Consider the following 15,595-nt stretch of genomic DNA (forward strand, 5'->3'; position numbering starts at 1 on the left):
GAGTCCTGCCGTTCAGGCGATGAGTTGGTTGAGGCTGAGGATGGGCATGAGGATCGCCAGCACGATCACCAGCACGCTGGCGCCCATGAACACGAGCATCGCCGGCTCGAACAGGCCCACCAGCATGGCGATGCGGGTGGCCAGTTGCGCTTCCTGCTGGCGTGCGGCGCGGTCGAGCATGGCGTCCAGTTCGCCGGAGCGTTCACCGCTGGCGATCATGTAAAGCATCATCGGCGGGAAGTGGCCGCTGCGTTCCAGGGCCCGTGTCAGCGGGCCACCTTCGCGCACGGCGCGGGCCACGTCTTTCAGACCGGTCCGAATCTGTCCGTTGGCCACCACTTCGGCGGCGATCTCCAGGGCATCCACCAGGGGTACGCCGCTGCGTCCGAGGATCGCCAGGGTGCTGGTGAACCGCGTGCAATCGCTGGCCCGCACCAGGCGCCCGAGCAGCGGCAGGCGCAGCAGCACGCGATGCCAGGCGAGCCGCGTGGCGGGCCTGCGCAGGGCCAGGCGCAAGGCGCAGATGCCCCCGGCGATGGCCAACAGCAGGGCCACACCGTGGCGTTGCAGCAGCTCGCTGGCGGCGATCAGGCCCCGGGTCAGCGCGGGCAGCTCCTGGCCGCTGTCGATGAACACCTTGACCACGTCCGGCACCACGAACCCCAGCAGGAAGCCGACGATGCCGAAGGCCGCCAGCAGCAGGATGCTCGGGTAGAGCAGGGCCAGTTGCACCTGCTGCCGCGCGGCCTGGCGCGATTCGGTGTAGTCGGCCAGTTGCAGCAGCACCTGGCCGAGGTGCCCGGCGCGCTCGCCGGCGGCCACGGTGGCGCGGTACAGCGGCGGGAAGGCACGGGGGAAGCCGGCCATCGCCTGGGCCAGGCCGTGGCCCTCCAGCACCCGCGCGCGGATGGCCAGCACCATGGCCTGCTGGCTGCGCTTTTCCGACTGCGCGGCGACGGCGGCGAGCACTTCCTCCAGGGGCAGGGCGGCCTGCACCAGGGTGGCCAGCTGGCGGGTCAGCAGGGCCAGTTCGGCGGCGCCCAGGCCACGCCCCGACGGCTTGCCACCGGCGCTGCGGCTGCCCTTGGCCAGGCGCAGGCGCAACGGCACCAGTTGGCGCTCACGCAGCAGCTGGCGGGCCTGGCGTTCGCTGTCGGCTTCCTGCACGCCGCGCTGCTTGCCGCCGCCGGCCTCCATGGCGAGGTATTCGTAGGCGGCCATTTCAATCCTCCCGGGTTACGCGCAGCAGCTCTTCGAGGCTGGTGACGCCGGCCAGGACCTTGTCCCGGCCGTCGGCGAACAGGCTCGGCCCGTGCTGGCGGGCATGGCGTGCCAGGTCGGCCTCGCCGCTGCCCTGGTGGATCAGCTGGCGCAGGGTTTCGTCCAGCAGCACCAGTTCGTAGAGGCCCTGGCGGCCCCGGTAGCCGCTGTGCTGGCAGGCCGGGCAACCGCTCGGCTGCCACAGCCGGGGCGCTGCGTCCGGGGCCAGGCCCAGCTGGGCGCAGGCAGCGGCATCGGCGCGGGTTTCGACCTTGCAGTGGGGGCAGAGCACGCGCACCAGGCGCTGGGCCAGCACGCCGAGCAGCGAGGTGCAGAGCAAAAAGGGCTCGACGCCCATGTCCACCAGGCGGGTGACCGCACCCACGGCGCTGTTGGTGTGCAGGGTGGAGATCACCAGGTGCCCGGTGAGGGAGGCCTGCACGGCGATCTCGGCGGTTTCGCGGTCGCGGATCTCGCCCACCATCACCACGTCCGGGTCCTGGCGGAGGATGGCGCGCAGGCCCCGGGCGAAGGTCATGTCGACCTTGGTGTTGACCTGGGTCTGGCCGATGCCGGGCAGGTGGTATTCCACCGGGTCTTCGATGGTGAGGATGTTGCGCGACTCGCTGTTGAGGCTGGAGAGCCCGGCGTACAGCGTGGTGGTCTTGCCCGAGCCGGTGGGGCCGGTGACCAGGAGGATGCCGTGGGGCCGCGCCAGGGCGCCTTCGAGGCGCGTGCGGGTGGCGGCGTCCATGCCCAGGCGGGCGAGGTCGAGGCGCCCGGCCTGTTTGTCCAGCAGGCGCATTACCACCCGCTCGCCGTGGGCCGAGGGCAGGGTGGAGACGCGCACGTCCACCTCGTGGCCGGCGATGCGCAAGGCGATGCGGCCGTCCTGGGGGATGCGCTTCTCGGCGATGTCCAGCCGCGCCATGACCTTGATCCGCGACACCAGCAGCCCGGCCAGTTCGCGCCGTGGGCGGAGGATTTCACGCAGCAGGCCGTCCACGCGCATGCGCACCGAGAGGTGCTGCTCGAAGGTCTCCAGATGGATGTCCGAGGCGCGGGCCTTCACCGCCTCGCCAAGGATGGCGTTGATCAGGCGGATGATCGGCGCGTCGTCTTCCTGGTCCATCAGGTCGGTGGTCTGCGGCAGGTGCTCGGCCAGGCTGGCGAGGTCGTCGTCGCCGGCCATCTGCTCGCCCAGGCCGGCGGCCACCTGCTGGGCGTCGCCCTGGCCGTCCCGGTAGTGCAGGGCCAGGCGTTCGGCGAAGGCGTCCTGGCCGAGCACCCGGCAGCGCGCCGGCTCGCCGTGCAGGCGGCGCACCTCGGTGAGGATGGCCAGGTGCGTGTCGGCGCGGCACAGCAGTTCGCCATCGTCCAGCAGCACCCCGTGGCGCCGGGCGTAGCTGAAGGGCAGGCGGGCCACGGCGCTCATCGGCGGGCCCCGTCACGCAGGTCGACAGCCGGCTCCGCGGCGGGGTCGAACAGCTGGCGCGGCGCGCTGGGCAGCAGCAGGCGGTTGGCCGCCGGGTCGTTGCTGCGCAACTGGCGCAGGTCCTCGTACTTGCGCTGGCCGAGGCGTTCGGCGGCTTCGCTGCTGCGCAGCAGGGTGGGGCGCAGGAACACCATCAGGTTGGTCTTCTCCACCACGTCCTTGCTGGAGCGGAACAGCGCGCCCAGCAGCGGGATGTCCCCCAGCAGCGGCACCTTGCTGACCTGGGTCTTGACGTTGTCCTTGATCAGCCCGCCGATGACGATGATCTGCCCGTCGTCGGCGAGGATGGTGCTCTTCACCGAGCGCTTGTTGGTGATCACGTCGCTGGTGGAGATGCCCGTTGGCGCGGCCGCCAGCTCCGAGCTTTCCTGCTCGACCTTGAGGCGCAGGGTGTCGCCGTCGTTGATGTGCGGGGTGACCTTGAGAGTGATGCCGATGTCGCGGCGCTCCACCGTGGTGAAGGGGTTGGAGGCGCCGGCGCTGTCGGTGGTGTAGGAGCCGGTCTGGAAGGGCACGTTCTGGCCGACGAGGATTTCCGCCGCCTCGTTGTCCAGGGTCAGCAGGCTGGGGGTGGAGAGCAGGTTGTTGTTGGAGTCGCTGGACAGGGCGTTGATCAGCGCGCCGAAGTCGCGGCTGCCGATGCCGATCAGGGTGCCGTCCGGCAGCGTCGGGCGCTTGCCGTCCTCCAGGGCGTTGATCACCGAGCCGATGGCGATGCCGTTGCCGCCGAATTGCACGGCACCGGCGATATCGCCGCCGCGGCCGGCCCACTGCACGCCGAGGGCTTCGTTGATGTCGCCGCTGACTTCGACGATGGCCGCCTCCACCAGCACCTGGGCGCGGGGGCGGTCGAGCTGGGCGATGATGCCGTCGAGCATCGCCAGTTGCGCCGGTTCGGCCATCAGCACCAGGGCGTTCTGGCTCTCGTCGGCGTTCACCAGGATGGAACCGGCCTGGCCATCCTTGCCGCCACGACCCACTTCCAGGCGCTTGCCGATGCCGCTGAGCAGCTCGGCCAGGCGCTTGGCGTCGCTGTGGTGCAGGCGGACCACGCGGGTGCCGTCGCCGGCGTTACCGGGCGTGTCCAGGGTGCGGGCCAGGCGCGCCATCTGCGCGCGGGCCGGCTCCGGGCCGATGAGGATCAGGCGGTTGCTGCGGGCATCGGCCACCGCCTTGGCGCTCGGTGCACCGCCGCCGGCCTGGTTGACGCTCTCACTCAGGGTGCTGGCCAGGTCGCTGGCCCAGGCGTGCTTCAGGCTCAGGGTGCTGAAGGCGCGCTGGCCGGAGTCGTCCAGCTCGCGGACCACCTGGCGGATGCGCTCGACGTTGCTGGCGCTGTCGGTCACCACCAGGGCGTTGGCGGTGGTGGAGGGCGCGATATAGGCGTCGGTGGCCACCAGCGGGCGCACCACGGCGGCCACTTCGGCGGCGCTGGCGTTGTGCAGCGGCAGCACCTGGGTGACCACGGCTTCACCGGCGCTGCCGTCGTGTTCGCTGGCGCGGGTCTTGGCGTCGGCCACCGGCACGATGAGCACGCGGTCGCCCTGGTCGAGGGCGGCGAAGCCCTGGCTGCGCAGCACGCTGAGGAACAGCGCATAGATGCCGGCCTGGTCCATGGCGGCGGCCGACTGCACGGTGACCTTGCCGCTCATGCGCGGGTCCAGAACCATGGTCTTGCCGGTGATCTCGCCCACCTCGCTGACCAGGTCGCGCAGCTCGGCATCCTTCATGTTCAGGGTCCACTGGCGGGTTTCGTTGCGTTCGGCGAACGCGGGAAGGGGGGCGAGCAGGGTGCCGAGGACCAGCAGGGCGCTGGTTACGCGGGGCAGTTTCATGGTTGGGTCTCCTGCGAGGGGATGCGTGTCGCGGATGCGGTTTCGGTCGTGCCCGGCTGGGGCACGAGCAGACGGGTTTCCCGGCGCGGGAAGCTCAGTTGGAACTCGCGGCCGGCATGCTGTATGCGGACCTGGTCGCTGGCGATGTCACGCAGTACGGCGCCATTGGGCAGGCGCTCGCCGATGCCATAGAAAGCGCTGCCGCCGGGGCTGGCGATAAGCGCCCGGGAGTGTTCCGCGCGGTGTTCCACCAGGCTCGCCAGCAGGGTCAGGGAGAGGCTGGCGCCAGCGTCTTCGGCCTCGGCTTCGGGGCTCGCGAGCAGCACGCCGAACAGCAGGGCCACCAGGGTGGTGTCCGTCGGCCTGGCCGACTGCTCCACGACGGCGGCAGGCGAAGCCAATGGAGCCGGCGTGGCCGCCAGGTCGTGGTGTAGCTGCCAGGTGCCTGCGCCCAGCCAGGCAAGCCAGCCGCCGAACGCGAGGCATCCGAGCAGCAGTGCCCACCGTGGCGTATGGGCGAGGCGTCGTAGCAATGCAGGCATGGTTCAGGGTTTCATCCGTGCCAGTACCGGCTGCCCGCTCAGGTGATGCAGGGCGACGGCGCCTATATGGCCGGCCACGAGCAGGGCGAGTACGACGCAGAACATACGGTGGCTGCGGTTGAAGAACCCGGTCAGCACCGGCTCGGTGAGTGGTTGCGGCAGGCTGGCGAGGCCGAACAGGTCGATGGAGCGATCCATCATCAGCACGCCCGTGACCAGTACCAGGGCGGTGGCGATGTACAGGGCCAGGTGTCCGGCCTTGGCGAGAAAGCTGCCGAGGGCGTTGCCCTGGAGAGCGTGGGCCGGGCCGGGGTGGGCCAGGGCGTAGCCGATGCGCAGGACGAAGAATGGAATCAGCAGCCCGGTGAGCGAGACGTTGATGAAGCCGATGGTCGTGGACAGGGGCTCCGGCAGCTCCAGCAAGGCATTGGCGAAGCCGCTCAGCGTGGCCCAGAGGATGACGATTGCGGACCCCCAGTGCAGGAGGGCCCGGGGGCGTGAGTAGCGAAGGGTGGACATGGCCGTCTCTCAGTTGAAAAGAGCGTGGCGCTAGCGCCACGCTCCTCTGTTGCCAGGCAGGAGTTACTTGCGATCCCAGGCCATGGTCCAGTGGCTGCCTTTGCCCGGCTCGAACTGAGTCGAGCCGCTGGCCCACTGCTTGCAGTAGCCGCTGGCAGGGAAGGGCTTGCAGGCGTAGACGTTGCCGTCCTTGGCCAGCACGGTGGTGCCCGCCTTGTACTCAGCCAGGCCGTCCGGGAAGACGAAGTCGTACTTGGCGCCGCCCGGGTTTTCACCGCCGCCCGGGTTCTCGCCACCGTTACCCGGCTCGGCGATCAGGGTGAAGCTGTGGGTCTGTTGCAGCAGCTCGCCCTTCTTCGGCGTGGCCACGACCACCAGGTCGTGCTTGCCGGCTTCGGCCTTCAGCACTGGGATGTGGAAGTGCGGGGTGTTGCCCGGCGCGGCTTCCTGGTGAGCGACGGTCTCGCCTTTGGCGTTGAGTACGGTGGCCTTGACCTGGTACTCGCCACCCTGGGCGATGGCGTTGAAGTGCAGGTCGGCCTGGCCGTTCTTGATCTCGTAGCTGGCCTGCAGGCCGGTGAGGTTCAGCGAGCCCGGCACGCTTGGCTGGTCCTTCTGCACCTCGACGCGCACCACTTTGCTGTCGGCCTTCACGTGGATGCCGTTGCGGCCGTAGTTGGGCACGACGTCGCCAGCGGTGTTCAACTCGCCCAGCTTGTAGCCGAGGTCGGCGGCGTTGACCTTCTGCGCCAGCAGGTAAGGCCAGTTGTTGGCCTGGGCCTGGTTGGCGTTGTCGATCTTCAGCGAAATGCTGTTGATCTGGTCGCTCTTGCCGAAGGCGCGCAGGGTCACGGTGTCGCCGACGCTGAGGGGTTCGGGCTGCACGGCGCCGATCTGATTCCACTCCGGGACCGGGGGCGTGGTGCCGCCGCCAGTGCCATCGTTGTCGATGTTGACGTCAACGGCCTGATAGAAGGTGGCGTCGGTGTCACCGATGCGCCAGGTGGCGAGGATCACGTGGTAGCCACTGCGGTCGGTGGGGATGTTCAGGCGGTGGGTTGATTTCTTCCCATGTTCGGGCTTGGCATGACCGCTGGTGGCGAAGTCCTCGTGCAGCAGCGGGGCGGCTTCGAAGGAGTCGCGGGTCAACGGCTGGTTGGGGTTCCAGTTCTTCTTGGTGATGTAGAACTGCCAATAGGCAGTGGCGTGGCCGGCGGTGTAGTGCCAGCGGAAGTCTTGCATGCCGGGCTTGATGGTGGTTTTGTGCCAGCGGGTGGCGGTCTGCTCGTTCAGCGGGCTGTAGGCGTTGTGGCCACCGGCAGCGATGGTGCCATCGGCCGGGCCGCATTCGCGGAAGGTGCCGCCGCACCATTTGCCACCCAGGTGGTTCTGCGCGTCGGGGCGGTACTCCACGCTCTGCGGTTCGTACTGGATGGAGCCGCAGTTGGCGTTGAGGTTGCCGCCGTCGCGGCTGCACATCAGCGAGCGGGATTTCGGGCTCTCGATATAGCCGTGGGCGAAGGCTTGCTGGGAAGCCAGGGTGGTCAGGCCGATGGCGAGGGCCAGGGGCAGTTTGCGCAGGGTGCGCTTGGAAATGCTCATCGAAGTACCTTCTACGAGGGGTTCAAAAATGGGGCCTTCGATAGCCGGGCCTGTTACGGGTTGGCCCGCCGCAACAGAGGGTGGCCCGCTATCGAGAGCCGATTCAGGATGCCTCCTGGGAGGTTCCTGCCCCATGGGACGAGTCCGAGAATGAGTCTGTGAATTCGCGCGGAAGCGGGGAGAGGAGGTCGGTTGCGCAGAGGCGCGCTGCCGATCAGGCTGCTTGAATCAATCTGCCGTTGATGCTGTCGAAGCAAAGGTCCTGCAGCCGGGAGGAAACCATGGACGTTTGCCCGCTCCCTCAGAACGAAGCCGAACGCCAGAACAAGGTCCAGTCGCTGCGCTCCCTGGAGAACGCCGAGGACGAAGTGTTCGAAAAGCTGGTGGCGCTCGCTTCGGAATATTTCGAGGTGCCCATCGCGCTGGTGTCCATCGTCGACGACAACCGCCAGTGGTTTTGCGCCCGGGTCGGCGTCGATGTGGTGGAGACGCCCCGGCGCGACGCCTTCTGCGCCCATGCGGTGATGGCGGAGACGCTGTTCCAGGTCTGCGATGCGCTGGATGACCCGCGCTTTCGCGACAACCCGCTGGTGGTGGGCGAGCCGGGCATCCGCTATTACGCCAGCGTGCCGCTGCTGACCGAAGACAGACTGGCCCTGGGCAGCTTCTGCATCATCGACACCAAGCCGCGCCCACCCCTGTCGCCCCGCGACGAGTCGATGCTCGAATCCCTGGCGCAGCTGGCGATGTTGCGCATCCGCAACATCCGCAAGGCCACCTTCATCGACCAGCCCACCGGCCTGTACAACCGCCTGCGCCTGGAAGAGGACGTCGAGTCCGCGCTGCGGGCCGGCCAGCGCATCACGGTGGTCGCGGCCGACATGATCGCCCCGGCCTTTCTCAACGACATCGTCAAGGTGCTCGGCTACCCCTTCTCGGCGGCGCTGATGCTGCACATCAAGACCCGCCTGCAGCAGGCGCTGCCCGAGGATTATCTGCTGTACAAGGTGAGCCCGACGCGCTTCGGCTTCATCGTCGAAGGTGGCGGGCGCGAGGCGGTGGAGAGCCTGTCCCATCGTCTCGCCGATGTCTTCGCCGCGCCCATCGAGTGCGAGGGCATCCCGCTGCAGATCCGCTTCGGCGCCGGCATCCTCAACCTCGACCCGGCCCTGGACAACCGCGACTGGCTGCGGCTGCTGGTCAGCTCCGCCGACAACGCCCGGGAAACCGGGGTGCGCTGGCGCTACTACGAGGCCGCGCTGGACCACGCCCAGCAGCGCGCCTTCATCCTCCTGTCGTCGCTGTCCAAGGCGGTGCACGCCGAAGACCAGTTGCGCCTGGAGTACCAGCCGCGGGTGGATGTGCTCAGCGGCCGCATGGTCGGCGTGGAGGGCCTGCTGCGCTGGCGCCACCCGCAGCTCGGCGGCATCAGCCCGGCGGAGTTCATCCCCCTGGCGGAGAAGACCGCGCTGATCCGCCCCCTGAGCCTGTGGGTGGCCGAGCGGGCCATCGAGCAGGCCTTCGAATGGCAGCGGCGGGGGCTGGACTGGAAGGTGTCGATCAACGTCTCGGCCAGCGACATGGACGACGCCGACTTCGTCGACCGCATCATCGAGCTGGTGCGCAGCCACCAGATCGACGGCTCATGCCTGGAGCTGGAGTTCACCGAAAGCGTGCTGATGAAGAACCCGGAGGAGGTGCGGCGCAACCTGTTCCGCCTGCGTGACCAGGGCATCGAGCTGGCCATCGACGACTTCGGCACCGGCTACAGCAACTGGTCCTATCTGCGCGACCTGCCGGCCAGTTCGGTGAAGCTCGACCAGTCGTTCATGCGCAATGTGCAGACCGAGGAACGCGACCAGCGAGTGGTCGGCGCGGTCATCCAGCTGGCGCGCCAGCTGGGCTACCGGGTGGTGGCCGAAGGGGTGGAAACCGAAGAGTTGTACCGTCTCATGCAGTGGTGGGGGTGCGATGAGGTGCAGGGCTATTACGTGGCCCGGCCGATGCCGGCCGAGCAGTTGGAGAGCTGGATGCAATCCCGCGATTGAAACCTGGGCGGCGTTGCGGCCGCCCTGGAGTAAAATCCACGTTCTTAGAACGTGGCTTTGCTTTTGGCCTCCTAGAAGGGGGCGCAATCAGACCTCGGAGCATGCAGCCGCCTCTCACTTCGGACGTAGGGTGTGCTGTGCGCACCTCGGACTCGCCGGAAGCACCGCGCGGAGGTGCGCACGGCACACCCTACGACACGAGTTAATCCTGCAGGGCTCTCAATTCAAATCCTCACAGGCAGAGCCGATCACTCATGACCACGCCCTAAGGACGTGGTTTCCCAAGTTCAAATGAAAGGAAAGCTAAGAGTGCGCGGCCTGGCCCTCCACGGGCGCGGCCTGGGCGAGGATGAAGGCCTGGGGCACCAGCGGGTGCAGCGCGGCGTCCGTTTCCTGGCGCACGGCCTCGGCCTCGTCGAGCAGATGGCGCCAGGTTTCCGCATCCAGCCCGGCGAAATCACGCAACGCGTTGATATAACCCTGCGCCACGCCGAAGCGGTAGGCGAGGGTGCGTCCATCAGCGGCGTTGCGCATGTGCTGCAGCCGTTCGCGGGCTTGGGACAGGGCCAGTTCAGGGGAAATATTCATCGAAGTTCGACTCCTTCGTAACGATATGGCGCTTCGATCGCCACCTGGCGCATCGATATGATGTTGATCTCATATCTATATGAAGGGTTCAGGTCAGTTTCGCGGTTTTTGCACCCGCACGGGCGGACCTTGTAGGGGCGACTTCAGTCGCCCATGGGCAACGCAGTTGCCCCAGCGATGGGAAGGGCAGGCGTAGGGGGGATGACGCTCTTTTCATCCACCAGACGGGGTTGGGCACGGCCCCGGGCTGAAGCCCGGGCTACGGCGCTGTGGTACAGGATGCGCCTCGACCCGGTAGGAGCGAGCTCTGCTCGCGAAGGGGCTGCCCTGGGCTACGGAAGGCGCCCCTCTCCCGCAAGAGAGGGGCGGCGCGTCATTCCTGCGGCTGCGCCTTGCGACGGGCGCGGCGGGACAGCATGTTGAGCGCTTCGATGGCGGCGGAGAAGGCCATGGCGGCGTAGATGTAGCCTTTGGGCACATGGGCGCCGAAGCCTTCGGCGATCAGGGTCATGCCGATCATGATCAGGAAGCCCAGGGCCAGCATCACCACCGTGGGGTTGTTGTTGATGAAGCGTGCCAGGGGATCGGCGGCCAGCAGCATCACGGTGACGGCGGCAACCACGGCAATGACCATGATCGGCACGTGCTCGGTCATGCCCACGGCGGTGATGATGCTGTCGACGGAGAACACCAGGTCCAGCAGCAGGATCTGCACGATGGCCGAGCTGAAGCCGATGGCGGCCACCTGCTTGCCGACGAACATGTCGCCTTCCGGCGCCGGGTCCACCGAGTGGCGGATTTCCGTGGTGGCCTTCCACAGCAGGAACAGACCGCCGGCGATGAGGATCATGTCCTTCCAGGAGAACGCGTGGTCGAACACCTCGAACACCGGGTGCACCAGCTGCACGATCCAGGCCACGGTGCCGAGCAGGCCCAGGCGCAGGATCAGCGCCATGCCGATGCCCAGGCGGCGGGCCTTGGCGCGCTGGTGTTCGGGCAGCTTGTTGGTGAGGATCGAGATGAAGATCAGGTTGTCGATACCCAGTACCACTTCCATGACCACCAGGGTGGCCAGGGCGATCCAGGCGGTGGGGTTCGACACGAGTTGCAGGAGGTAATCCACGTCGGCTATCCGAAGATTCAGGGAGGCGCCATTCTGGAGATTCGACCGAACGGCGGCGATGGAGGAATAGCAACAAGTCTTTTCAAAGCGGACGCAGGCGCAAGGCGCTGTCCCGGGTTCCCGACAGGCGGTGTGGCAGGGCCTGGCGCAGGTCGTGCCGTCGCGCCAGGGAAACGGTTCGCAGACAGCGCGCCAGAGCCCCTTCATACTGAGCGCCCCTATCACCCGGACGCCCCCATCGCTGCATGAAGACCGTTGCCATCCTGCTATTCCCCGACCTGCTGATGCTCGATGTGGCCGGCCCCATGGATGTGTTTTCCATCGCCAACCGCTACCTGCCGCCGCAAGAGGCCTATCGCATCGTCACCCTGGCCGCCGGCGAGCGCACGGTGCGCGCCTCCAACGGCCTGGCCATGCAGGCCGACCTGCTGATAGAGGACGCCGAGCCGGCCTATGACCTGCTGCTGGTGCCCGGTGGCCCCGGCGCCTACAACGACAGCCACGGGGCCTTGCTCGCCTGGCTTGGCCGGGCCGCCGAGGCGTCGCGGCGCTATGGCTCGATCTGCACCGGCGCCTTCATCCTCGGTGAGGCCGGGTTGCTCGAAGGCCGCCGCGTCACCACCCACTGGCATTACATCGAACGCCTGGCCGCGCGCTGCCCGGGCGCCGAGATCGAGACCGACCAGATCTACATCCGCGACGGCAAGCTGCTCACCTCCGGCGGCGTCACCGCCGGCATCGACCTGGCCCTGGGCGTGGTCGCCGAGGACCATGGCCGCAAGCTGGCCCTGGACGTGGCCAAGGTGCTGCTGGTGGTGATGCAGCGCCAGGGCGGCCAGGCACAGTTCAGCCCCCTGGCGGCCGGTGTGGTGGGGGATGACTCACCCATTGCGCGGGTGCAGAACCACGTGCTGGAACACCTGGACGAACCCTTCAGCATCGAGCGCATGGCGGCCCTGGTGGCCATGAGCCCCCGGCACTTCTCCCGGGTGTTCGCCCGCGAGGTGAAGATGACGCCCATGGAGTTCCTCCAGGGCGCGCGCCTCGACCGCGCCCGCAACCTGCTGGAAACCGGCGACCTGCCCCTGAAGACCGTGGCCTATCGCAGCGGTTTCGGCAGCGTGCGGCACATGAGTTTCCTCTTCGCCGAAAAGCTCGGCCTCAGTCCCGCACAGTACCGCCGCCAGTTCAGTTGACCCTCGGGGCGCCGGGCCAAGGGCCTCGCCGGGGCCCGTGTCCGTCCTGGGCATCGCCTTGGCCGTTCTTATCCTCTCGTTGCCGTTGTCCTGTCGCATCAGGCTGGGATGATGGGAAGCATTCTCGAAAGGAGGGTGCACGGGCCCGGATCGGGGCCTTGCAGGCAGTTCGCAGGGTGCCCGCCGGTTGCCGGCATACTGTGACATGCACGACATCAGCACCACCCGGGATGAGCGGGTCCTGCGCTTCGGCGCGTTCCGCTTCCACGTCCAGCAGCGCCTGCTGCTCGAAGACGACCAGCCGCTGCGCCTGGGCAGCCGCGCCCTGGACATCCTCCAGCTGCTGCTGGAGAACGCCGGCCACTTGGTCGGCAAGGACTGCATCATCGCCCGCGTCTGGCCCACCACTGTGGTGGAGGAAACCAACCTGCGGGTGCACATCGCCGCCCTGCGCCGCGCCCTGGGCGATGGCCGCGACGGGCGCCGCTTCATCGCCAATGTGCCGCAGCGTGGCTACAGCTTCGTCGCCGAGGTCACCTGTGAGTGCGCCGCCTCATCCCCGGCGGCGCTGCCAGCACACAATCTGCCCGTGCGGCTGACCCGCCTCGAGGGGCGCGACGCCGTGGTCGGCGCGCTGGTGAGCCAGTTGCCGGCGCGGCGCTTCTTCACCCTGGTGGGCCCCGGCGGCATGGGCAAGACCACCGTGGCCCTGCGCGTCGCCGAGTTGCTGCTGGAGCACTATGCGGACGGCGTGCACTTCATCGACCTGGCTGCCTGCGGGCCCCAAGACGTGGCCGCTGCGGTGGCCACGGTGCTTGGCCTGGCGCCGGCCAACGGCGAGCCCCTCGCCGCCCTCGGCTGCCAGTTGCGCCAGCGCCACGCGCTGCTGGTGCTGGACAACTGCGAACACGTCATCGATGCCAGCGCGCTGCTTGCCGAAGGCCTGCTGCGCCGTGCACCGCGCCTGGCGATCCTGGCCACCAGCCGCGAGCCCTTGCTGGCCGAAGGCGAGTGCATCCAGCGCCTGGCGGGGTTGCCGGTGCCGCCACCACCGGCCGACTGCGGCGTGGACGAGGCGCTGGGCTGTGCGGCCATCCGCCTGTTCGTCGCCCGCGCCCGTGCGCGCCAGGACGGCTTCCGCCTGCGCCCCGGGGATGTGCCGCTGGTGAGCGACATCTGCCGGCGCCTCGACGGCCTGCCCCTGGCCATCGAGCTGGCGGCCGCCCAGGTGGATGGCCTGGGTCTCGACGGTTTGCAGCGGCTGCTCGATGGCCAGTTCCAGCTGCTCGCCCAGGGGCGCCGCACTGCAGCGGCCCGGCACCAGAGCCTGCGGGCGAACCTGGATTGGAGCTACGAGCTGCTCACTGCCCTGGAGCGTGTGGTGCTGCAACGCCTGGCGCTGTTCAAGCAAGCCTTCACCTTCGAAAGCGCCGTTCGCGTCATCGGCTGCGAGCGCGTCAGCGAGACGCGGCTGTACGAGGCCATCAGCCACCTGGTGGCGAAATCCCTGCTGCTGGCGGAACAGGGAGCGGGGGCGGTGCGCTACCGCCTGCTGGAAACCACCCGCGCCTATGCCCTGGACAAGCTGCGCGATGGCGGCGAGCGGCTGGAGCTGCACCACCCGCGCACCCCCGAATGGCGCCAGGCACTGCCGCTGCCCAGCCTCTGGCGCGGCGCACCGATGCCGGTCGTGCCCCATTGAGTCTCTAGGTTGGGCGAACCCCGCAGCGAGGCGAACCTCGCACCGTTGGGCCTCGCTGCGCTCGGCGCCAACCTACGAATTCTGCCCAAGGCACGTCCCAACCCCGTAGGAGCGAGCTCTGCTCGCGAAGCTGTTGCTGGGATCCGTGGGAGCGAATTCATTTGCGATGGAGCATCCGGCCACTCGCAGCCGGGTGCCTGCGGCGGGTCTTTCGCGGCTGAAGCCGCTCCCACAGGGGCGCCAACCTACGGCATCACTCGCCGATCAGCCGCCAGCTCATCGGGTTGACCCCTTCGGCGCGGGTGAACAGGCGGGAGAAGTGGGCCTGGTCGTAGAAACCGCATTCGAGGCCGATGCGGGTGAGGCTGAGGTCGGAGGTGCGGATCAGCTCCTTGGCGCGGGCCAGGCGTTGCTGGCGCAGCCAGTCCTGGGGCGTCATGCCGGTGCTGCATTTGAAGGCGCGGGCGAAGTGGCTGCGGGAGAGGGCGCAGGCCTCGGCCAGGCGGGCGACGGCAATGCCCTCGGCGAGGTGGTCTAGGAGCATCTGCTTGGCCAGGCGCTCGCGCCAGGGGGCGAGGCCGCCGGAAGTGCCGGCATCGACGGGCTGTTCGCACTCGCGGGTGCTGTCGTGGTGGAGGCTGGCCATGGCGCTCATCCCCGGTTCGCGGTGGCTGGCCCGTGGCGTGGGGCCACGGGAGGATCACTGGGATTGTTCGGGGCGCCGCCCTGGGGCGCGAGTTAAACGTTGTTAATTCGCCTCAGAGCCCGTCCTCGCTCATGAAGCGCACGATCTGCGCGCGCAGCCAGCGCTCGGCGGTGTCGTTGTCCTGGGCGCCGCGCCAGGCCATGGTCAGCTTGGCCGGGACGATCTCGAAGGGCGGCGGCTCGGCGCGCAGGCCGCCACCGGCCACCAGTTCGCTGGCGGCGTAGTCTGGCACGGTGGCGATCAGCTCGGAGTTGGCCAGCAGCGCACGCAGGCCGTTGAACTGCGGCACTGCCAGGGTCACGCGGCGCGAGCGGCCGATGCGCGCCAGGTCCTGGTCGATGTTGCCGCACAGGTCGCCGGAGAATGAGATCAGCGCATGGGGGCGGCTGCAGTAGTCGTCCAGGGTCAGCGGTTCGGGGCGCTTGTCGGCGCGCAGCACCATCGTCTGGATGCGCCGCAGGGTGCGGCACTTGGCGTTGGCCGGCAGCTCGGTGGTGTAGCTGACGCCGACGGAAATCTCCCCCGAGGCCAGCAGGCTGGGCATCAGCAGGAAGTTGGCGCGGCGCACCACCAGCACGATGTTCGGTGCCACCTCGCGCAGGTGGTTGAGCAGCGGCGGCAGCAGGCCGCACTCGACGTCGTCGGAGAGGCCGATGCGGAACACCAGGTTGCTGGTGGCCGGGTCGAACTCGTGGGCGTGGCTGAGGGCGTTGGACATGGCGTCCAGTGCCGGGCGCAGTTGCTGGAGGATCTCCACCGCGCGGGTGGTGGGCTCCATGGCGCGGCCGCTGCGCACAAACAGCGGGTCGTTGAAGTAGTCACGCAGGCGCGACAGGGCGGCGCTGATCGCCGGCTGGCCGAGGAACAGCTTCTCGGCGGTGCGGGTCAGGTTACGCTCGTGCATCAGCGTCTCGAAGACGATGAGCATGTTCAGGTCCACGCGGCGCATTTCGCTGCGGTTCATGCTTGGGTTCCTTTA

The 15,595-nt window shown here is 68.4% G+C and carries 13 protein-coding genes; 3 read left to right on the forward strand and 10 right to left on the reverse strand.

Features of this window, described 5'->3' with window-relative positions; genetic code table 11:
- Positions 1-12 precede the first annotated feature (12 nt).
- The 6 genes from gspF to gbpA all read right to left on the reverse strand — a co-directional run bounded on the left by gspF (position 13) and on the right by gbpA (position 7,253).
- On the reverse strand, positions 13-1,221 hold the full coding sequence (gspF, locus tag OEJ36_RS13650) for a type II secretion system inner membrane protein GspF (protein ID WP_263401948.1): 1,209 nt from the start codon (positions 1,219-1,221) through the stop codon (positions 13-15).
- 1 nt (position 1,222) lies between these two features.
- Complete coding sequence (gene gspE / locus OEJ36_RS13655; protein WP_263401949.1) at positions 1,223-2,695, reverse strand: type II secretion system ATPase GspE; 1,473 nt, start codon at positions 2,693-2,695, stop codon at positions 1,223-1,225.
- Entirely contained in the window at positions 2,692-4,590 is a 1,899-nt protein-coding gene (gspD, locus tag OEJ36_RS13660) for a type II secretion system secretin GspD (RefSeq protein WP_263401950.1), read from the reverse strand. The genes gspE and gspD overlap by 4 nt, the downstream gene beginning before the upstream one ends.
- Entirely contained in the window at positions 4,587-5,132 is a 546-nt protein-coding gene (locus tag OEJ36_RS13665) for a type II secretion system protein N (protein WP_263401951.1), read from the reverse strand. Before OEJ36_RS13665 ends, gspD begins: the two co-directional genes overlap by 4 nt.
- Before the next feature lie 3 nt (positions 5,133-5,135).
- On the reverse strand, positions 5,136-5,651 hold the full coding sequence (locus OEJ36_RS13670; RefSeq protein ID WP_263401952.1) for a cytochrome b: 516 nt from the start codon (positions 5,649-5,651) through the stop codon (positions 5,136-5,138).
- 63 nt (positions 5,652-5,714) lie between these two features.
- Complete coding sequence (gbpA, locus tag OEJ36_RS13675; RefSeq protein ID WP_263401953.1) at positions 5,715-7,253, reverse strand: N-acetylglucosamine-binding protein GbpA; 1,539 nt, start codon at positions 7,251-7,253, stop codon at positions 5,715-5,717.
- A 281-nt stretch (positions 7,254-7,534) separates the two neighbouring features.
- Between gbpA and OEJ36_RS13680 the strand changes: the two genes are divergently transcribed.
- Entirely contained in the window at positions 7,535-9,301 is a 1,767-nt protein-coding gene (locus OEJ36_RS13680; protein WP_263401954.1) for a putative bifunctional diguanylate cyclase/phosphodiesterase, read from the forward strand.
- A gap of 303 nt (positions 9,302-9,604) precedes the next feature.
- Here the strand turns inward: OEJ36_RS13680 and OEJ36_RS13685 are convergent, their stop codons facing one another.
- Together OEJ36_RS13685 and OEJ36_RS13690 are read right to left on the reverse strand one after the other, a co-directional pair.
- The gene (locus tag OEJ36_RS13685; RefSeq protein WP_263401955.1) at positions 9,605-9,889 is read right to left on the reverse strand and encodes a hypothetical protein; all 285 of its coding nucleotides are present in this window, start codon (positions 9,887-9,889) and stop codon (positions 9,605-9,607) included.
- Between the two features lie 373 nt (positions 9,890-10,262).
- Entirely contained in the window at positions 10,263-11,012 is a 750-nt protein-coding gene (locus OEJ36_RS13690) for a TerC family protein (protein WP_184491709.1), read from the reverse strand.
- A 245-nt stretch (positions 11,013-11,257) separates the two neighbouring features.
- On the opposite strand from OEJ36_RS13690, the gene OEJ36_RS13695 reads away from it, so the two are divergent.
- Together OEJ36_RS13695 and OEJ36_RS13700 are read left to right on the forward strand one after the other, a co-directional pair.
- Positions 11,258-12,208, forward strand: a complete 951-nt coding sequence (locus tag OEJ36_RS13695; RefSeq protein ID WP_263401956.1) for a GlxA family transcriptional regulator — start codon at positions 11,258-11,260, stop codon at positions 12,206-12,208.
- Between the two features lie 205 nt (positions 12,209-12,413).
- A complete protein-coding gene (locus tag OEJ36_RS13700) occupies positions 12,414-13,910 on the forward strand; it encodes an ATP-binding protein (RefSeq protein WP_263401957.1) in 1,497 nt (498 codons plus the stop codon).
- Positions 13,911-14,163: 253 nt separating this feature from the next.
- On the opposite strand, the gene OEJ36_RS13705 is transcribed toward OEJ36_RS13700, so the two are convergent.
- Together OEJ36_RS13705 and OEJ36_RS13710 are read right to left on the reverse strand one after the other, a co-directional pair.
- Positions 14,164-14,556 carry a helix-turn-helix domain-containing protein gene (locus tag OEJ36_RS13705; RefSeq protein ID WP_263401958.1) on the reverse strand — a complete coding sequence of 131 codons (393 nt, stop codon included), beginning with the start codon at positions 14,554-14,556 and terminating at the stop codon, positions 14,164-14,166.
- 112 nt (positions 14,557-14,668) lie between these two features.
- Entirely contained in the window at positions 14,669-15,580 is a 912-nt protein-coding gene (locus OEJ36_RS13710) for a LysR family transcriptional regulator (RefSeq protein ID WP_263401959.1), read from the reverse strand.
- Positions 15,581-15,595: the final 15 nt, after the last annotated feature.

The sequence above is a fragment of the Pseudomonas sp. PDM13 genome (assembly GCF_025685765.1).
Taxonomy (GTDB): Bacteria; Pseudomonadota; Gammaproteobacteria; order Pseudomonadales; family Pseudomonadaceae; genus Metapseudomonas; species Metapseudomonas solani.